Genomic DNA, 17,791 nt, shown 5'->3' with positions numbered 1-17,791 from the left:
GGCCGAGAGCCGCGGTCGCATAACGGCACCGGTGTCCCGGATGAACCGGTTCTTGCCGCCCTCCGGCCCCTGTGTAATCGTGTCCAGGTGGATCTAGACGGGGCGGATTCGAACTTCGCGGCCACCGGCGTGGTGTCCGGGGACCGGGTCGTCGTGACGGTCTCCGGCGAGGTCGACATGTCCACCGCCGACGCCATGTTCCGGGCCGCGACGCGGCACAACACCGCCGCGGCGACGCTCGACCTGCGGGCGGTCACCTTCTTCGACTCGGCCGCGATCCACGCGCTCATCCGGCTCGCCGACCGCTTCGGCGCGGGGCTCGAGGTGCAGCCCTCGCCCCAGGTGCGGCGGGTGCTGGAGATCTCAGGACTGTCGACGCAGCCCTGGCTTCACGGCTGAAAGGGACGCCGGAGGGTCACCGACGTGCCGTTCTCGGTGCGCGCCACCGACAGCTCGGCCAGCGCGCCGATCAGCGCGAGGCCCCGCCCGCGGAAGCCGGCCGCGTCGGCCGGTTTCCAGCGCCCGGTGTCGCTGACCGTGACCGACACCACCAGGTCGTCGATCGACGCCTCGACCGTGATGACCGGCTCGGCCGGGTCGACCGGGTGCTCGATCGCGTTGGCCGCCGCCTCGGAGACCGCCACGGTCAGATCGAACCGGTCGGCCTCGGGCACCCCGTGCGCGGTCAGGAACTCTTCCAGCCGGCGGCGCAGTACGCTCAGGCGGGTCGGCTCGGCGGGCAGCCGCAGCACGAACTCGTGCGGCTCGGTCGCCTGCAGCGCGAGCAGCGCGATGTCGTCGCGCCGGGTGCGCCCGGCGACCTTGCCCAGCAGCCGGTCGAGGAGGTCCTCGACGTGCTCGCCCGGCTGGGCCATGTCATCGGTCAGCTCGGCCAGCCCCGTGTCGATGCCGACGTTGCGGTCCTCGACCAGGCCGTCGGTGTAGAGCAGCAGGCGGCTCCCGGGAGACAACTCGCTCGTCAGCGTCGGGTAGACCGAGTCGGCCAGCGCCCCGATCGGCGGCCCGAGGGCGCTGGTGTAGAGGAACGTGCCGTGCTTGCCCGGCGCCGCGAGCACCGGCGGCGGATGGCCGGCCGACGAGTAGTGCAGCTGCTGGGTGCGCGGGTCGAACCGCACACACACCACGGTCGCGAACTGCCGCCGGCCCAGGTTGTCGACCAGGCGGTTGAGCCGGGTCAGGGCGGCACCGCAGTCGAAACCCTCCAAGATGTACGCCCGGAGGGCGTTGCGTAGCTGGCCCATGCCGGCCGCCGCCTGGACGCCCTTGCCGACCACGTCGCCGATCACCAGGAACAGCTGGTCGTCGGCGCCGACGATCGCGTCGTACCAGTCGCCGCCGACCTCGGCCTCGCTGCTGCCGGGCAGGTAGCGGCTGGCCACGATCGCGCCCGGCATGCGGGGCAGGGTGTGCGGCAGCAGGCTGTGCTGCAGCGTGCTGGCGATGCGGTGCTCGGCCTCGTAGAGCTTGGCGTTGCCCAGGCGCAGCCCGATCAGCCGGGCCAGCTGGGTAAGCATGATCCGGTCGGGCGGGTCGGACGGCCCCCACCAGACCCGCAGCTCGCCGAGCGACGCGCCGGACGGGTCGGGCAGCGGCAGCACCACGTCGGCTTCCTCGCCCGGACCGGCGCCCCCGTCGGCCTCCGCCTTGGCCCCGGGTGTGCTCACCACGACCCGTCCGGCCGAGGTCATCGCGAGCACGTGCCGGGCTGCCACGTCGGCCACCTCGGCGGTCGTGCGCACGGTGTTGACCGCGGCGGCGGCGTCGACCAGACCGCGCAGCCGGCTGATGATCTGCCGCCGGGCCTGGCCGAGGTCGAGGTTGGCCCGCACCCGGGCCACCAGGTCGCGGGCCGAGAACGGCTTGACCAGGTAGTCGTCGGCGCCGGCGGCCAGGCCTTCGACCGAGGCCTCCTCGCCGGCCCGGGCCGACAGCACCACGATCGGTACGTCGCGGGTGCGCTCGTCCGCACGGAGGGCCGTGATCAGGCCGAACCCGTCCAGGCGGGGCATCATCACGTCGGTCAGCACCAGGTCGAAGCGGTCCTGCGAGGCCAGTTCGAGGGCGGCCACGCCGTCGGCCGCGGTGGTCACGTCCCAGTGCGAGCGCAGCAGCCGGGCGACGTGGTCGCGCAGGTCGGCGTTGTCGTCGGCGAACAGGATGCGCCCGCGGTGATCGTCGCGGGTGGCGGCCGGGGCGTTGATCGCGGCCGGCATCGTCGTGTCGCCGGCCCACCAGCTCGTCTCCTCGATGAACAGGCGCGGCTCGACGTCTTCGACCACCAGCGAAGAAGCCTCGGCGAGGCGGTCGGGCGGCAGATGCGCCGTACCGAAAGGGAGCCGGACCGTGAAGACGCTGCCGTGACCGACCTCGCTCTCGGCGGAGACCGAGCCGCCGTGCAGCTCGACCAGCTCGCGCACCAGGGCGAGGCCGATGCCGGTGCCCTCGTGGCTGCGTGACCAGGCGCCCTGCACCCGGTGGAAGCGGTCGAACAGCAGCGGTTGCTCGTCGCGCGGAATGCCGACGCCGGTGTCACGGACGGTCAGGACGGCCAGGCCGTCCTCGGCGAAGACGCGCACCACGATGCGGCCCCGCTGGGTGAACTTGACCGCGTTGGAGAGCAGGTTGAGGACGATCTTTTCCCACATCTCGCGGTCGACCTGCACCGGATCGGGCAGCGGCGGCGCGTCGACGACGAGCTCGAGCCCGGCCCGCTCGACCGCCGAGCGGAAGGTGCTGGCCAGTCGGAACGTGTAGTCGGCGAGGTCCGTCGGGCGGTACGACGCGCGGGTGCGGCCGGATTCGATCCGGGAGAAGTCGAGCACGGTGTTGACCAGCTTGAGCAGGCGCAGACCGTTGCGCTGCATGGGAAGCAGCCGCTCGCGCTGCGTCGGGGAAAGCTCCGGATCGTCGAGCAGGTCCTCCAGCGGGCCGAGGATCAGCGTCAGCGGGGTGCGGAACTCGTGGCTGACGTTGGAGAAGAAGTTGGTCTTGGCCTGGTCGAGGGCGGCCAGCTCGGCCGCGCGGCGCCGTTCCTCCTGGTAGATGTGGACGTTGCTCACGGCCTGGCCGATCTGGGCGGCGACGTTGTCGAGGAAGTCGCGATAGCCGGCGTCGAGCGGGAGGAAACGGCTCACCCCGACGATCAGGGCGCCCGACCGCACCGGCCCGACCCCGAGCGGCAGCACCAGCGCCTCGTCGGCGGCGCCCGTTCCCGGGTCGAGGCGCATCCGCCCGGCCCGGCCGGTCGCGATCACCTCGGCCACCTCCGGCGGCGCCGGCTGGTCGTCGAGGACGAGCGACGCGTACGGGATGTCGCGGTCGTTCTCCCGCAGGGCGGCGAGCGTCTCGGTGATCAGCGTCGGCTGGTCGGGCGAGTCGGCCAGGCGGCGGCCGAGAGCAGTCAGCATGCGCAGCCGGCGCTCGCTGAGCACCCGGGCGGTGGTCTCGTTGACGATGCACATCACGCCGGTGACCGAGCCACCGGCGGCCCGGATCGGGTCGTAGGAGATGTCGAAGTACGTCTCCTCGAGGAAGCCGAAGCGTTCGATCGTGAACGGGTAGTCGCGGGCATAGAACGACTCGTCGGTCTCCCGTACGCCGTCGAACAGCTTGTGCAGCACCGTCCAGGTCTCGGCCCACATGTCGGCGCCCGACCGGCCCAGGCTCTCCGGGTGCTTGCCGCCCAGGGCGCTGATGTAGGCGTCGTTGTAGAGGGCCGTCCACTGCGGGCCCCAGAAGAGCACGATCTGCGCCTTGGAGGCGAGCATCGTGGCGACGGCGTGCTGCAACTCGGCCGGCCACCGGGCGGGTTCGCCCAGCGGGGTGTTCGACCAGTCGATCTCACGCATGCGGCGGCCCATCTCGCCACCGCGGGCGAAGGCCGTACTCAACTCGATCGGAAGGGCGCCGCCCATGCGTTCCTCCCGCGATTCAGCGTTCCGGCGCGAGATTACCGGTCCGGTTCTGCACCGTAACACCGGCGTCGGACACCCACCGGAACGGGCATTCACTCTCTCTCGGCGAAGATGGGTCGTCCGTCGATGCTGTAGCCGTTCTTGCGCCGCCGATATTCGGCAAGATCGTCGTCGGAGCGCCGCCCGTGCGAGCGGATCAACAGATCACGGTCGCCCTCGTACGCCATGAGCGGCACCGCGTAACCGCAGGAATCGCTGACCCGCTGCACGTCGATGTCGATGATCGACCGGGCCCCGTGGTGGTCGGGCGCGTCCGGGAAGAGCTTGAGCAGCTCGTCGAACTCGGGATCGGTCACCGGGACCGCCCGGCCGCGGCCGTGGAAGCGCACGATATCGGGTGGTCCCTGGAACGAGCAGAACATGATCGTGATCCGCGCGTTTTCACTCAGATGGGCGATCGTCTCGGCTCCGCTGCCGTGGAAGTCGAGGTAGGCGACCCGGTGCTCGCCGAGGACGACGAAGGTGCCGTTCATCCCCTTGGGAGACACGTTGACGTGGCCGTCGGGGCCGGACGGCGCGGTCGCCACGAAGAACATCGGCTGCGCCTCGACAAACTCCCGCAGCCGGCTCGAGATACCGTCATGCAGCTTCATGACTCGATGCTGCGGGACGGCCACGGTTCGGCGCGACGCGAATCCCGCAGGGTGAGCCGGCGGCCCGCGACGGCCCGCACCATGCAGCCGGCGGTGGCGCCGACGCCGCCCGGCGGCGGCTCTGCGGTCGGTGACGGTCAGGACGCGTACGCCTGAAGCGGTTTTGCCTTGCTCATTGCCGCCGCCTCCACCAGGGCCGAGAAGACGCGCAGGTCGGCGGTGCGCTCGGGATGCCACTGGACGCCGAGCGCGAAGACGCGCGACCGATCTTCGATGATCTCGATGACCTGATCGTCGGGGCACCAGCCGACGGCGGCGAACTCGCCCGGGTCGTCGACCGACTGGTGGTGGAACGAGTTGACCGTGAGCTGGTCGCCGAGCAGGGCGTGGGCGTAGGAGCCGGCGCGGGTGACCACGTCGTGCCGGCCGTAGGCCGAGGCGGAGACGGCCAGCGGGTCGGTTCCCGAGGCGGCGCGGTGCCGGTCGTGGCCGATGACGTCGGGCAGGTGCTGGTGGAGCGAGCCACCGGCGGCGACCGCCATGACCTGCATGCCGCGGCAGACGCCCAGTGTCGGCAGGTCGGCGGCGAGCGCGGCCTTCATCAGCATCAGCTCGGACGTGTCCCGGGCCACGTCGACGTCGATCTCCGGGTGCGGTTCGGCCCCCCAGTACGCGGGGTCGATGTCTCCGCCCCCGCTGAAGACGATGCCGTCGAGCGACTCGATCACGTCGGTGTCCGGGTCGTCGGGCGTGATCAGCACTGCACGGCCCCCGCTGGCATGTACCGCCTTGACATACGTCATGGGGAGCATGCCCGCCATGAGGCTGTTGGTGTCGTACTGGATCTGCTGGGCGTAGGCGGTCATGCCGATCAGGGGCCTGGGCATGTGGGTTGTTCCTCCTGTTACTTCGTCGGTCAGCGCGCCGCTCGGAGAAGGGCGCCGAACAGGTGCTCGTCGCGGGTCACCTCGGGGTGCCACTGCACGCCGAGCAGGAACCGGCGGGACGGATCTTCGACCGCCTCCGGCAGCCCGTCGTCGCTCTGCCCGGTGATCAGCAGCGATCCCGGGTCGGCGACGCCCTGATGGTGGTGGCAGTGCACGACGGTGGCCTCACCCAGGAGTTCGGCTGCCCGGCTGCCGGGTGTGAGCTTGACCTGCTGCTCGCCGTAGACCCCGGGGGCCGGGTTGTGCCGCTCGTGGCCCAGCACGTCGGGCAGATGCTGGTGCAGGCGGCCTCCCGCGGCGATCACGAGTTGCTGCATGCCCCGGCAGATGCCGAGAACCGGGGTGTCCGTCTCCAACGCCCGGCGCAGCAGGAGCATTTCCCCGGCGTCGCGATCGGGGCGGCTCACGGTCTCGGCGGCCGCGGTGGCGCCGTAGAGGTCGGGGGCCACGTCGGCCCCGCCGGAGAGGACGAGCCCGTCCAGGACGTCCACCACGTCGGCGTCGTGATCGTCGGGCGGCAGCAGGATCGCGCGGCCGCCGGCCAGGGTCACCGCCTCAACGTACGCCTGCGGGATCAGTGCGGCGGGAAGATCGCGCCAGACGCCCCAGCGGGCCGGCTCCACGTATGTCGTTATCCCGATGACCGGACGCATCGTCCCACCGTAACCACGTCGTGCTTCACCTCGGAAAGGGGTGCGCGGCGTCACCGAAGCCGGTGGCGCCGCGCCCGGGTCCCTCTGTCCCACCCACACAGGGAACCAGGCCTGCGCGGGCGGGGATTCGACCCCTTCGTCCGGTTGAACCGGACGTATGGGGCCCCATGCCCGCCGGTGGGCACTGTTAAACCATCACAGTGGAGTTACATAGGCACCGGTGATGCCGCCGTCCACCACGAACTGTGATGCCGTCATGAACGACGCATCGTCACTGGCGAGGAAGGCGACGGCCGCCGCGATCTCCTCCGGCTCGGCGAACCGGCCCATCGGCACGTGCACGAGACGACGGGCCGCCCGCTCCGGATCCTTGGCGAACAGCTCCAAGAGCAGCGGCGTCGCCACCGGCCCCGGGCACAGCGCGTTGATGCGGAGGCCCTCGCGGGCGAACTGCACGCCCAGCTCGCGGGTCATCGCCAGCACGCCGCCCTTGCTCGCCGTGTAGGCGATCTGGGAGGTCGCCGCCCCGAGCAGCGCGACGAACGACGCCGTGTTGATGATCGAGCCCTTGCCCTGCCGCTGCATGTGCGGGATCGCGTACTTGCAGCAGAAGAAGACCGAGGTCGTGTTGACCCGGATGACCTTTTCCCAGGCCTCGATGCCGGTGACCAGGATGGAGTCGTCGTCGGGCGGCGAGATGCCGGCGTTGTTGAACGCGATGTCGACCCGGCCGTACCGCTCGGCGACGCCGTCGAAGAGGGCCTTGACCTGCTCCTCGTCGGCGACGTCACACCGCACGAACTCGCCGCCGAGCTCATCGGCGGCGGCCTTGCCTTCCTTGTCGGAAATGTCCACCGCGACGACGCGAGCGCCCTCCGCCGCGAAACGACGCGCGGTGGCCAGCCCGATTCCACTGCCGGCCCCGGTGATCACGGCGACCCGGTCCTGCAAACGCTCCACTTAGTCTCCTGTAGCTAGGAACACGTTCTTGACATCGGTGAACGACAACAGCGCGTCCGGACCCAGCTCCCGGCCGAGGCCGGACTGCTTCATCCCGCCGAACGGGGTCCAGTAGCGCACCGACGAGTGGCTGTTGACGCTGAGCGCGCCGGTCTCGACCGCCCGCGAGACCCGCAGCGCGCGGCCGAGGTCGCGGGTCCAGAGGGAGCCGGACAGGCCGTACTCGGTGTCGTTGGCGAGCCGGACCGCGTCCTGCTCGTCGGTGAACGGCAGCACCGACAGCACCGGCCCGAAGACCTCCTCGCGCCAGTGCCGGTCGGCGGTCGAGTGGGCGAGCAGCACGGTCGGCGGGTACCACCAGCCGCCGGTCTTTTCCGGCGCCGTGCCGGTGAAAGCCACGTCCGCATCGTCGACGAAGGACGCGACCGTGCTCCGGTGCGCAGCGGAGATCAACGGACCCATCTCCGACGAGTCGTCGCCGGGATCGAGCACCCGGAAGGCGCGCACCGCCGGCTCCAGCAACGCCAGGAACTTCTCGAAGACCGACTCCTGCACCAGCAGCCGCGAGCGGGCGCAGCAGTCCTGGCCGGCATTGTCGAACACGCTGCCCGGAGCGCTGGTGGCGGCCTTTTCCAGGTCGGCGTCGGCGAAGACGATGTTGGCGCTCTTGCCGCCCAGTTCCAGCGTCACCCGTTTCACCTGGTCGGCGCAGCCCGCCATGATCGACTTGCCGACGTCGGTCGACCCGGTGAAACAGACCTTGCGGACCGCCGGATGGGTGACGAACCGCTGCCCGACCACCGAACCCTTGCCCGGCACCACCTGGAACACGCCCTCGGGCAGACCGGCCTCCAGCGCCAGCTCGCCGAGCCGGATCGCGGTCAGCGGGGTCAGCTCGGCCGGCTTGAGCACGACCGTGTTGCCGGCCGCCAGCGCGGGCGCGAAACCCCAGCCCGCGATCGGCATCGGGAAGTTCCACGGCACGATGATGCCGACCACGCCGAGCGGCTCGTGGAACGTGACGTCGATGCCGCCCGGCACCGGGATCTGCCGGCCGGACAGCCGTTCCGGCGCTCCGGCGTAGTAGTTGAGCACGTCCCGGACGTTGCCCGCCTCCCAGCGGGCGTTGCCGATGGTGTGCCCGGCGTTGCGCACCTCGAGCCCGGCCAGCTCGTCGAGGTGCCCGTCGACCACGGTGGCGAAGCGGCGGAGCAGCCGCGCCCGGTCACCCGGGGCGACCGCGCGCCACGCGGCGAAGGCTTGCTGCGCACGTTCGATCGCGGCGTCGGTTGCGGCCAGATCCAGAGACGGTACGGCGGTGAGCAGCTCACCGGTCGAGGGGTTGATTACGTCAGTCACCTGGTGCTCACATCCGTTCGAAGCCGCGTCGCAGCTCCCAGTCCGTTACCGCGGCGTCGAAGGCCGCCAGTTCCACCTGAGCCATGTTGCCGTAGTGGGCGACCACCTCGGGACCGAATGCGTTGCGGGCCACTTCACTGCCGAGCCACAGGTCACCGGCCTCGCGCAGCGTGGTCGGCACGCGAGGGGCGGTCGCGTCGTCATAGGCGTTGCCGACGAGCTCGGGCTCGAGCTCCAGCTCGTTGTCGAGTCCGTGCAGCGCGCCCGCGACCAGGGCCGCGATCGCCAGGTACGGGTTGACGTCGCCGCCCGGCACCCGGTTTTCCACCCGCATGCCCTCGCCGTGCCCGGCCATCCGCAGCGAGCAGGTGCGGTTGTCGACGCCCCAGCGCAGGGCGGTCGGCGCGAACGACCCCGGCTGGTAGCGCTTGTACGAGTTGATGTTGGGGGCGAAGAGCAGGCTGAACTCGCGCATCGTGGCGAGCAGGCCGGCCACCACCCGCTGCCCGGTCACGCTCAGATGAGCCGGGCCGTCCCCCAGCATCGCCGACTTCCCGTCCGGGCCGCGCAGCGAGAAGTGGATGTGGCACGAGTTGCCCTCGCGCGCGTTCGGCTTAGCCATGAAAGTGAGCGCCATGCCCTCCTGGGCGGCGATCTCCTTGGCCCCGTTCTTGTAGATCACGTGGTTGTCGGCGCAGGTCAGCGCGTCGGCGTAGCGGAACGCGATCTCGTGCTGTCCGAAGTTGCACTCGCCCTTGGCGCTCTCCGGGGTGAGGCCGGCGCCGTACATCTCGTTGCGGATGCGGCGCAGCAGCGGTTCGACCCGGGCGGTGCCGAGCAGCGAATAGTCCACATTGTATTGATTGGCCGGGACGAGATCGCGGTAGTTCTTCTCGAACGCCTGCTCGTAGCTGTCGCGGAACAGCACGAACTCGAGCTCGGTGCCTGCGAACGCGGTCAGCCCGTGCTCGGCCAGCCGGTCCAGCTGGCGCTGCAGGATCTGCCGGGGCGAGGCATAGACCGGTACGCCGTCGGTGGTCTCCAGGTCGGCCAGCACCATCGCCGTCCTGGGCTGCCACGGCACCGGCCGCAGGGTGCGGAAGTCGGGCTTCATGACGAAGTCGCCGTAGCCGCTCGACCAGGACGACATCTGGTAGCCGTCGACGGTGTTCATGTCGACGTCGACGGCGAGCAGGTAGTTGCAGCCCTCGCTGCCGTGGGCGACCACCTCGTCGACGAAGTAGCGGCCGTGCAGGCGTTTGCCCTGCAATCGGCCCTGCATGTCGGTCAGGGCCAGCAGCACGGTGTCGATGCTGCCGTTGTCGACGGCGACGTCCAGGTCCTCGAGGTGCATGGCAAGAGTCCTATCGCAGGGGACCGACAGATTTCCGGCGCCGGGCCGAAGAACGGCCCGGCGCCGGTTCGTACGCGATCACTCGGTGGGCATGGTCTGTTCGCCGTGGGCCGCCTTCTCGATCAGGTTCTGCCTCGGCCCGGTGAACCACTTCCGCGCGCTGGCGAACCACCAGATCGCGGCCGCGCCGACCACGACCGCCACGGCGACGATCGTGTAGTTGAAGTTGGCCGCCGTGATCGGGCCGGCCGTCGGCAGGACGAAGAGCACGCAGATCACGACGACCCACACGATCGACAGCCAGCCGACGATCGGGCTCCACCGGCCGAGGTTCCACGGTCCGGGCCGGAAGTCCGGATTCAGTCGTCGGAGCAGCACGGGTGCGACGTACGCGATGTAAAGCCCGATGACCGCGATCGAGGTGGCCGCCAGGTAGGCGGTCGTGTTCCAGAGCGACGGGAGCACCAGGATGATGGAGATCGCGACGCACAGCCAGATCGAGTTGGTCGGCGTGCCCGTACGCGTGTTGACCTGCTTCCAGATTCGCGAGCCGGGCAGCGCGCCGTCGCGGGCGAACGCGTACGACATCCGGGAGTTGGCGGTGACCGAGGCCATGCCGCAGAACCACTGCGCGACCATGCAGATGAAGAGCAGGAACTCGCCCGTATGCCGGCCGGCCGCATCGATGAAGATCTGCGCCGGCGGCAGCTTCGTCACGCTGCCCAGTTCGGCGTCGTAGTCCTGGATCGACCAGGTGATGGCGAAGAGCAGCACGAAGCCGGCGATCACCGAGACGACCACCGACATCACGATGCCGCGCGGGGCGGCCCGGGAGGCGTCGTGGGTCTCCTCGGCCACGTGCGCCGAGGCGTCGTAGCCGGTGTACGTGTATTGAGCCATGAGCAGGCCGATCAGCACCGCGTAGAGGCCGGCACCGGCGAACGAGAACCCGGTCGCGTTCTTGACCTCGAAGAAGACTTCGGAGATCGGCTTGTGCTGGTCGGGGACGATCGCCAGCACGCACACGATGATCGCGACGCCGACCAGGTGCCACCACGCGCTCACATCGGAGAGCAGCCGCACCAGGTTGACGCCGAACGTGTTGAGCAGGCCGTGCACCACGATGATGACCAGGAAGATCAGGAAGGTCTTGCCGGTGGTCACCGTCATGCCGAAGGTCAGGCTGAGGAATGCCGAGGTGGTGATCGCCGCTCCGAAGTCGATGGCCGCGGTGACCGCGACCTCGCCGAGGAAGTTGAACCAGCCGACGAACCAGGCCCAGGCGGCCTTGTTGCGTTTGGCCAGGGCGGCGGTCCACCAGTAGAGGGCACCGGCGGTCGGGTAGGCCGAGCAGATCTCGGCCATCGCCAGGGCGACCAGGGTGACCATGATGCCGACCAGGAGCCAGCCGATGGTGATGGCGAACGGGCCGCCGGCGGTCATGGCGATCGAGTACGACGTGATCGCGCCGGCCAGAATTGAAATGATCGAGAAGGAGACCGCGAAGTTCGAGAAGCCGGACAGTCGGCGGTGCAGCTCTTGCTGGTAGCCGAGTTCGGCGAGGCGTTCTTCGTCGGTGCTGGCTGCTGGGTTGACGCTCATCTGCGACTCCCTTGACCGAGGGGCGCTGTGACCTGGGCCACCGCGTGCCGTGATGATCTCTCCACGGTGTTACGCGCGTCAATGAGCCGCGTAAATTGCGTTGCCCGGACGATCGGATGACGGGCACACTCATGGACATGTCGGGGCATTGGATCGGATCACCACTCCGAGCCCTGCCGGTGTTCTGACGCTGTTCTTCAGCGCGCGAGCCCTCGGCAGGCTTCGCGAACACCCGGGGGCTGCTCACCCGCCCCCTCCCCGCGGCGGCGCGGGGCGCGGTCACCTCTCTCTCGACGCAGGTTGATGCCTGCGCAGCGCCCGCCCCGTGCCGCCGCATCCAAGCTCGTAAAACTCAGACGAATTGCCCGAAAAATCTACAGCGTCGAGGGTAGAAATTGCTCGGTGATCGGCATAGAGTTCGGGAGTCGGCCACGCACAGCCGACAAGCAAGTGGCATAGACGCTTGAGTTGGCTAAGGAGGACGAGATACCGCAGCAACGCGAAATCACGACGTCCCCGACCCGACAAGAGGTGATCGCAGCCGATGCCCATCACTCAGGACGTTTGCTAGCGGCACGCAGGCGAACGCCCTCATGCGCCGACGACGGTCGGCTCAAGAATTGAAAAGCCAAGGCCCCGGTTACCCGCCGGGGCCTTGGACTGTGTTGTGTGCTGGACAACCGGACGATCCCGGAAGGACAGATGAACAAGACGTTCGACGACGCCGACTACCCGGCATACTCGATGGGCCGTGCCGCCGACATCATCGGCGTGACCGCGGCCTTTCTTCGCAGTCTCGGCGCCGCGGGCCTGATCGAGCCCGAGCGTTCCCTCGGCGGTCACCGCCGCTATTCCCGCCACCAGCTGCAACTCGCCACCCGCGTCCGCCAGCTGCTCGACGAGGGCCTCCCCCTGACCGCCGCCTGCCGCATCGTCACGCTGGAGGACCGGCTCGAAGCAGCCCGGCGCCAGATCGTCGCCCTCGGCGGCACCCTGACCAGCGACGAGGACGCCGAAGTCCCCACATCGACCCGCGCCGCGATTCCCTGACCGCCGCCCCGCGGGCTGCCCTCCTGGCCAGCACTACCGGGTGCCGAGTCACTACGATGCCGCCGTGAGCAGCGCCAAGAAGCGGCGGAACGGGAAGAACCAGCAGGGCCGTCGATCCGGGCGCCGCACCGCCGACATCAGCGGGAGCCTGCAACCGGCTGGACCGGGAAATTGGCGCCATCAGAAGCGAGCTGGTGGCCCGAAACGAGCCGCCGTGGCGCCCCCTGGTGTTGAGCGGTCTCGCCCTCGCATCCCTCGTCGCCCTGGTCATCATGACGTCGCTGATCCCCGCCGGCTTCACCACCCCGGCGCCCAATCTGAGCATCCTCGGCAGCGCGAAGGTATACATGATCGACGGCCGGTCAGGCGCGTCGTTTCCGGCCGCAGCCGACTCCGGGATCACCGTCACGACCAGTTCCGACCAGGACTGACCCTGAGCCCACTGCTGGAGGAACCTCAGGCGAGCGTGGCGCCGTGTCTTGCTCAGGACAACCTGATGCTGTGGGGCCCCGGGGAGAGTGAGGCCGTCATCGCGGTCGTCAGTAAGGAACGCGGTGCCAACTGGCAGGGCAACCTCCTGCCGAAGCAGTAGATCGAGGTCATCCCACGCGGCGGACGATGGCGAGCAGGGACTCCTCGACGTCCTCGATCGGGCGCTCGGGCATGAACACCAGCCAGTCGACGGCCACCACCAGGCCGACACCGAACAGCGCCGACGACGACACCCGCACGTCCAGCTCGGGCGGCAGGTCGCCCGAGTCGACGCCCGCCTGCAGGGTCGACGCGATCACCCCGATCGCCTGTTCGCGCAGCAGGATCAGGGTCTGCTGCCACTCCCGGTTGGTGCGCCACATCTCGGAGAGCAGCAGCTGGGCGAACGCCCGATAGCGCTGAATGTATTCGAGCTGGGTGCGCACCAGCGCCGCGACCGCCTCGCGCGGTGGCCGGCCGGCCACCGCCTCGCGGAAGGCATCGGTCAGCAGCCCGATGCCGTGCCGCAGCAACTCCTCGAAGAGGTCGGTCTTCGACTTGAAGTTGTAATAGACGGTGCCCTTGGCGACCCCGGCGCGCAGCGCGATGTCCTCGACCGTGGTGGCGGAGAAGCCCTGCTCGGCGATGAGTTCGACGGCCGCCTCGTAGAGCTTCTGCCGGGTGTCTTCCCGGCGCCGGCTGCGCCCGTCGCCGTTCACGTCGTCAGACATTACCGGTCACAGCACGAGTTCCGGATGAAGGTCGGCGCCGGTCATCCGGCGCGCCCGGTGGGTCACCCACAGCGTCAAACTGACGCTTGCGATTCCGTACGCGATGAGCACCAGCAAAGCGTGCGCGATCGCCGACAGCGAACCGCCGTCGATCGCGTGCCGCAGCGCCTCGACCGTGTACGTCATCGGCAGCAGCGGATGGATCGCCCCGAAGAACCCGGGTGACGTCTCGACCGGATAGGTGCCGCCGGACGACGTGAGCTGCAGCATGAGCAGCGCGAGCGCGACGATCCGCCCGGCCGCCTTGAGTGCCGCCCCGAGCAGCTGCATGATCGCGGCGAACACGGTCGCGGTCAGCATCAGCAGCCCCCAGACCAGCCACGGGTGCACCGGCGAGAGGCCGAGCGCGAACCGCACGACCAGGAACAGCAGGGTGGCCTGGGCGAACCCGACCGCGACCGCGGGCAGCAGCCCGGCCAGCGCGACCCGCGGTGTCGGCGCCTCGGACATCAGGTAACGCCGGTTCAGCGGGCGCAGCACCATGAACGTGACCATCGCGCCGACCCAGAGGGCCAGGCTGAGGAAGTAGGGCGCGAAGCCGACGCCGTACGTGCTCGCCGGGTGCTTGACCACGCGGTCGAGCGCGACCGGGTCGGCCAGCACGTCGGCGCGGGAGCCGGTGTCGTCGCCGTACCCGGGAATTTGATCGGCCCCGTCCGATAGGCCCGACGCGAGCTTGCCCGCCCCGGTCTGCAGGTCGCCGAGGCCGGAAGCGAGTTGCCGGCCCCCGGTGGACAGCGTGCCGAGGCCGTCGTCGAGTTGCCGCGCGCCGCTGGACAGCTGGTAGATGCCGCCGCGCAGGTCGATCGCGCCGGCCTTGGCCTGGGTGGTGCCGGTGTGCAGCTGCCGGGCGCCGGTGGCGAGCTGGTCGAGACCGGCCGACAGCGCGTCGATCTTGGCTCGCCCGGCCTGCAGCCGGTCGGCCAGGTGAGGGGCGGCCGCGGCGACCTGGCGGGCCGTGGAGGCCACCTCGCGCAGGCGGTCGCGCAGCCCGTTCAGGTCGGCGTCGTGCACCTGCTTCTGCACCTGTTCGGCTTCGTCGAGCAGCTGGTTCGCGAGCGTCTTGGCCTCGTCCAGCCCGGGCTGCTTGTCGAGATAGGACTTCAGCGCGCGGGCATCGTGCACGGCTTTGTCGGCCGCCGTCGAGATCGCGCCGACGTTGTCGGCCAGCGCGTCGGCACCGCGAGCGACCTGGTTGGCGGCGTCCTGGATGGTGGCCGCGTTCTGCCGGAGCACCGGTTCGATCTGGTCGGCCGCGCCGTCGACGACCTTGGCCAGCTGCTGCCCGCCGGACGCCGCCTGCGCGGTGCCGGTGGCCAGCTGCTCGGCGCCGTTGTCGAGGCGGGTCAGGCCGGCCACGAGGTCGTTGGCGCCCTGGCCGGCGGTGCCCAGCCCGCCGGCGAGCCGACCCGCGCCGGCATGCGCGTCGTCGATGCCACTCGAGAGCCGCGACGCACCGCTTTTCGCCTGGTCGGCGCCGTTCTTCAGCTGGGATGCCCCATTCGCCGCCTGCTGCGTCTGCTGCTTCAGGTCGGTGAAGCCGATCAGCATCTTGTCGAAGTATCCCGACGAAGCGCTCGCCGCGGCGGCCGCTCGCACCTCGTCGAAGGCGGTCCGGGCGAACACCCCGGACAGATAGTTGGTGGCGTCGTCGCTGACCGCGTTCAGCTGGGCGGCCTGCGGTGACGCAGCGGCGTCGGGACCGGTCACCAGGTCGGACGAGAAGTCGGCCGGGATCCGCAGCATGATCTGGTACTTGCCGCTCTCCAGGCCCTTCTCGGCGCCGTGCTCGTCGGTCACGTGCCAGTCGAAGATCTTGCGACGGATGAGCTCGTCGGCCAGGTCTCGCCCGGCGTGCACGGACGTGCCGTCGGTCGCGGTCGCGGTGCGGTCCTCGACGACCAGGGCGGCCGGGATGTGGTTGAGCCGGCCGTAGGGATCCCAGAAGGCGGCCAGGTAGAGCGCGCCGTAGAGCAGCGGGATCACGGCCAGGACGACGACGGCAGCGGTGGTGAGCCGGCCGCGGAAGAAACGGCGCAGCTCCAGCCACGCCAGCGTCAGTGTCCTCATCGGAGCACCCCCAAGTCGATTACTTCGGTCACCCGGTCCGGATCGACCTCGCGGGCGGTGACCAGCACCGCGATGCCCCGGTCGGCGAGCTGTTCGATCAGCTCCCAGAGTTTCTGCTGCTCCCCCGCGTCGAGCCCGTCGTCCAGGCCGTCCAGCGCGATCACCGGCGGTTCGCCGAGGGCAGCCAGGATCAAGCCCAGAACCTGTTTCTCGTACGGCGTGAGATCACGACCCTGCTTCTGTGGGTCGAGGCCGTGCAGTTCGACGTCCTTCGTGGGCCGTCCGAGCAGTGCGAGACGTTCGCGGACGTGCTCGGCGACCGTGAAAACGGGTTCCGGCGCCTCGGCTTCGGGAACGTGACCGAGGGACGGCGTACGGGAAAGGGCGAGTGACCCGGCACCCAGCCGGAACCGGCCGGCCAGGGCGAGCAGTGCGGTCGTCCGTCCGCTGCCGGGCGGTCCGATCACCGCGACCACGTCGCCCGGTTGGACCGTGACGTCGAGACCCTGGAAGAGCCACCGGCGCCGACGGCGGACGCCGACACCCCGCGCTTCGAGCACCGACATGTCGCACTTCTTTCTTTGAACTGACCGGTCAGTCTAAAAACATACTCGCATCGGTGATCATTCCCTTCGCGTGGTGGTGGACCTCACGGTTGTTACCGGGCAGTATCGACGGCATGGCGAACCGCTGGGGCATGACGATTCCGCTGAGCGGGGTCCCGCTCGCCGACCACGCCGCTGTCTTCCAGGCGCTGGCCGACGCCGGCTTCACCGATTTGTGGACCTCCGAGGTGGCCGGCACCGACGCGTTCACGCCGCTGGCGCTCGCCTCGGCGTGGGCGCCCCGCATGCGGCTGGGTACCGCCGTCGCCCCGGTCTTCACCCGCGGCCCGGGCCTGCTGGCGATGACCGCGGCCGCCCTGGCCGAGGCCGCCCCCGGCCGCTTCCAGCTCGGCATCGGCGCGTCGTCCCCGGTCGTCGTCGGCGACTGGAACGCCGCCGAGTTCGAGTCGCCCTACGCCCGCAGCCGCGACATGCTCCGCTTCCTGCGCGCCGCCCTCAACGGCGAACTGGTCGACGAGTCCTACGAGACGTTCCAGATCCGCCGCTTCCGCCTGGAGCGCCCACCGGCCGACCCGCCGGCCCTGCTGCTGGCCGCCCTGCGCCCCGGCATGCTCCGCCTGGCCGCCGCCGAGGCCGACGGCGTGATCCTCAACTGGCTGGCCGCCTCCGACGTGCCCACGGCGCTGGCCGCGACGGCCGCCGCCCGCCCCGGCTTCGAGGTGGCCGCCCGCATCTTCGTCTGCCCGACCGACGACGCCGCCTACGCCCGCACGATCGGCCGCCGCCTGATCGCCGCCTACCTGACGGTCCCGGCGTACGCCGCCTTCCACCGCTGGCTGGGCCGGACCGACATCCTCGCCCCGATGTGGGAGGCCTGGTCAGCCGGCAACCGCAAGGCCGCCGTGGCCGCCATCCCCGACGACCTGGTCGACGCGCTGGTCGTCCACGGCGCCCCCGACTCCTGCCGCATCCAGGTCGAGGCCTACGCCGCGGCCGGCGTCACGGTCCCGGTCATGGCCCTGCTGCCGACGCCCGAGGTGGACGCCGGCGGCGCTCCCGCCATGGCCAAGCTCCTGACCGCCCTGGGCCGCTGAATCCACAGTCCGGCGGCAGCGGCGCCTGGCCGAGCCCGGGGCGGCCGAGGCGTACGACGCGACGCGGCTGGCGTTCGAGCTCGGCCGCAGCGTGCGGGAGCTGCGGGAACGGCACGGCTGGAGCCAGAACCGGCTCGCCCGGGAGTCCGGCATGACCCAGTCGGCCATCGCCCGCTCCGAGGCCGGCGGAACCGTGCCCACCCTCGCCGTGCTGGAACGGCTCGCGGCGGCGCTCGGCGTGAGCCTGAAGGTCGGCTTCGAACCGCGCACCGACGCGGCGTAGGGG

Annotated in this window: 17 protein-coding genes; 6 read left to right on the top strand and 11 right to left on the bottom strand. The window is 70.2% G+C overall.

Features of this window, described 5'->3' with window-relative positions; genetic code table 11:
* Window positions 1-87: 87 nt before the first annotated feature.
* Window positions 88-399 (top strand): STAS domain-containing protein, encoded by a 312-nt coding sequence (locus tag ACIA5C_RS15310; protein ID WP_396054797.1) that lies wholly within the window; start codon window positions 88-90, stop codon window positions 397-399.
* On the opposite strand, the gene ACIA5C_RS15305 is transcribed toward ACIA5C_RS15310, so the two are convergent.
* Both ACIA5C_RS15305 and ACIA5C_RS15300 read right to left on the bottom strand, forming a co-directional pair.
* Window positions 390-3,935, bottom strand: coding sequence for a SpoIIE family protein phosphatase (locus ACIA5C_RS15305; RefSeq protein ID WP_396054795.1), 3,546 nt, complete (start codon window positions 3,933-3,935; stop codon window positions 390-392). The two genes, ACIA5C_RS15310 and ACIA5C_RS15305, sit on opposite strands and share 10 nt — an antisense overlap.
* A gap of 92 nt (window positions 3,936-4,027) precedes the next feature.
* Window positions 4,028-4,588 carry a pyridoxamine 5'-phosphate oxidase family protein gene (locus ACIA5C_RS15300; protein ID WP_396054793.1) on the bottom strand — a complete coding sequence of 187 codons (561 nt, stop codon included), beginning with the start codon at window positions 4,586-4,588 and terminating at the stop codon, window positions 4,028-4,030.
* Between ACIA5C_RS15300 and ACIA5C_RS15295 the strand changes: the two genes are divergently transcribed.
* Complete coding sequence (locus ACIA5C_RS15295) at window positions 4,577-4,744, top strand: hypothetical protein (protein ID WP_396054791.1); 168 nt, start codon at window positions 4,577-4,579, stop codon at window positions 4,742-4,744. The genes ACIA5C_RS15300 and ACIA5C_RS15295 overlap by 12 nt on opposite strands.
* On the opposite strand, the gene ACIA5C_RS15290 is transcribed toward ACIA5C_RS15295, so the two are convergent.
* The 6 genes from ACIA5C_RS15290 to ACIA5C_RS15265 form a co-directional block, all read right to left on the bottom strand.
* Window positions 4,726-5,475, bottom strand: coding sequence for a gamma-glutamyl-gamma-aminobutyrate hydrolase family protein (locus ACIA5C_RS15290; protein ID WP_396054789.1), 750 nt, complete (start codon window positions 5,473-5,475; stop codon window positions 4,726-4,728). The genes ACIA5C_RS15295 and ACIA5C_RS15290 overlap by 19 nt on opposite strands.
* Before the next feature lie 29 nt (window positions 5,476-5,504).
* Entirely contained in the window at window positions 5,505-6,188 is a 684-nt protein-coding gene (locus tag ACIA5C_RS15285) for a gamma-glutamyl-gamma-aminobutyrate hydrolase family protein (RefSeq protein ID WP_396054787.1), read from the bottom strand.
* 195 nt (window positions 6,189-6,383) lie between these two features.
* Complete coding sequence (locus tag ACIA5C_RS15280) at window positions 6,384-7,148, bottom strand: 3-oxoacyl-ACP reductase (RefSeq protein ID WP_396054785.1); 765 nt, start codon at window positions 7,146-7,148, stop codon at window positions 6,384-6,386.
* Entirely contained in the window at window positions 7,149-8,507 is a 1,359-nt protein-coding gene (locus ACIA5C_RS15275) for an aldehyde dehydrogenase family protein (RefSeq protein WP_396054783.1), read from the bottom strand.
* 7 nt (window positions 8,508-8,514) lie between these two features.
* Window positions 8,515-9,861 carry a glutamine synthetase family protein gene (locus ACIA5C_RS15270; protein ID WP_396054781.1) on the bottom strand — a complete coding sequence of 449 codons (1,347 nt, stop codon included), beginning with the start codon at window positions 9,859-9,861 and terminating at the stop codon, window positions 8,515-8,517.
* A 78-nt stretch (window positions 9,862-9,939) separates the two neighbouring features.
* Window positions 9,940-11,463, bottom strand: a complete 1,524-nt coding sequence (locus tag ACIA5C_RS15265; protein WP_396054779.1) for an amino acid permease — start codon at window positions 11,461-11,463, stop codon at window positions 9,940-9,942.
* Between the two features lie 669 nt (window positions 11,464-12,132).
* Between ACIA5C_RS15265 and ACIA5C_RS15260 the strand changes: the two genes are divergently transcribed.
* Complete coding sequence (locus tag ACIA5C_RS15260; protein WP_396054777.1) at window positions 12,133-12,513, top strand: MerR family transcriptional regulator; 381 nt, start codon at window positions 12,133-12,135, stop codon at window positions 12,511-12,513.
* Between the two features lie 194 nt (window positions 12,514-12,707).
* Window positions 12,708-12,944, top strand: coding sequence for a hypothetical protein (locus ACIA5C_RS15255; protein ID WP_396054775.1), 237 nt, complete (start codon window positions 12,708-12,710; stop codon window positions 12,942-12,944).
* A 168-nt stretch (window positions 12,945-13,112) separates the two neighbouring features.
* On the opposite strand, the gene ACIA5C_RS15250 is transcribed toward ACIA5C_RS15255, so the two are convergent.
* Genes ACIA5C_RS15250 through ACIA5C_RS15240 form a run of 3 tightly spaced genes read right to left on the bottom strand, consistent with a single transcriptional unit; the run spans window position 13,113 to window position 16,411 of the window.
* Complete coding sequence (locus ACIA5C_RS15250) at window positions 13,113-13,715, bottom strand: TetR/AcrR family transcriptional regulator (protein WP_396054773.1); 603 nt, start codon at window positions 13,713-13,715, stop codon at window positions 13,113-13,115.
* Window positions 13,716-13,721: 6 nt separating this feature from the next.
* Window positions 13,722-15,845, bottom strand: coding sequence for a YhgE/Pip family protein (locus tag ACIA5C_RS15245; RefSeq protein ID WP_396054771.1), 2,124 nt, complete (start codon window positions 15,843-15,845; stop codon window positions 13,722-13,724).
* A complete protein-coding gene (locus ACIA5C_RS15240) occupies window positions 15,842-16,411 on the bottom strand; it encodes an ATP-binding cassette domain-containing protein (protein WP_396054769.1) in 570 nt (189 codons plus the stop codon). The genes ACIA5C_RS15245 and ACIA5C_RS15240 overlap by 4 nt, the downstream gene beginning before the upstream one ends.
* A gap of 131 nt (window positions 16,412-16,542) precedes the next feature.
* On the opposite strand from ACIA5C_RS15240, the gene ACIA5C_RS15235 reads away from it, so the two are divergent.
* Window positions 16,543-17,505 (top strand): LLM class F420-dependent oxidoreductase, encoded by a 963-nt coding sequence (locus ACIA5C_RS15235; RefSeq protein WP_396055613.1) that lies wholly within the window; start codon window positions 16,543-16,545, stop codon window positions 17,503-17,505.
* Window positions 17,506-17,530: 25 nt separating this feature from the next.
* A complete protein-coding gene (locus ACIA5C_RS15230) occupies window positions 17,531-17,788 on the top strand; it encodes a multiprotein-bridging factor 1 family protein (RefSeq protein ID WP_396055611.1) in 258 nt (85 codons plus the stop codon).
* Window positions 17,789-17,791: the final 3 nt, after the last annotated feature.

The sequence above is a fragment of the Actinoplanes sp. NPDC051343 genome (assembly GCF_044455125.1).
Lineage (GTDB): Bacteria > Actinomycetota > Actinomycetes > Mycobacteriales > Micromonosporaceae > Actinoplanes.
This window is presented reverse-complemented; position numbering and strand designations above follow the sequence as displayed.

Coding starts and splice junctions, on each gene's coding strand:
- ACIA5C_RS15300 (WP_396054793.1), bottom strand. CDS start 4,588: ATGAAGCTGCATGACGGTATCTCGAGCCGGCTGCGGGAGTTTGTCGAG.
- ACIA5C_RS15245 (WP_396054771.1), bottom strand. CDS start 15,845: ATGAGGACACTGACGCTGGCGTGGCTGGAGCTGCGCCGTTTCTTCCGC.
- ACIA5C_RS15305 (WP_396054795.1), bottom strand. CDS start 3,935: ATGGGCGGCGCCCTTCCGATCGAGTTGAGTACGGCCTTCGCCCGCGGT.
- ACIA5C_RS15270 (WP_396054781.1), bottom strand. CDS start 9,861: ATGCACCTCGAGGACCTGGACGTCGCCGTCGACAACGGCAGCATCGAC.
- ACIA5C_RS15285 (WP_396054787.1), bottom strand. CDS start 6,188: ATGCGTCCGGTCATCGGGATAACGACATACGTGGAGCCGGCCCGCTGG.
- ACIA5C_RS15235 (WP_396055613.1), top strand. CDS start 16,543: ATGACGATTCCGCTGAGCGGGGTCCCGCTCGCCGACCACGCCGCTGTC.
- ACIA5C_RS15265 (WP_396054779.1), bottom strand. CDS start 11,463: ATGAGCGTCAACCCAGCAGCCAGCACCGACGAAGAACGCCTCGCCGAA.
- ACIA5C_RS15295 (WP_396054791.1), top strand. CDS start 4,577: ATGCAGCTTCATGACTCGATGCTGCGGGACGGCCACGGTTCGGCGCGA.
- ACIA5C_RS15240 (WP_396054769.1), bottom strand. CDS start 16,411: ATGTCGGTGCTCGAAGCGCGGGGTGTCGGCGTCCGCCGTCGGCGCCGG.
- ACIA5C_RS15250 (WP_396054773.1), bottom strand. CDS start 13,715: ATGTCTGACGACGTGAACGGCGACGGGCGCAGCCGGCGCCGGGAAGAC.
- ACIA5C_RS15290 (WP_396054789.1), bottom strand. CDS start 5,475: ATGCCCAGGCCCCTGATCGGCATGACCGCCTACGCCCAGCAGATCCAG.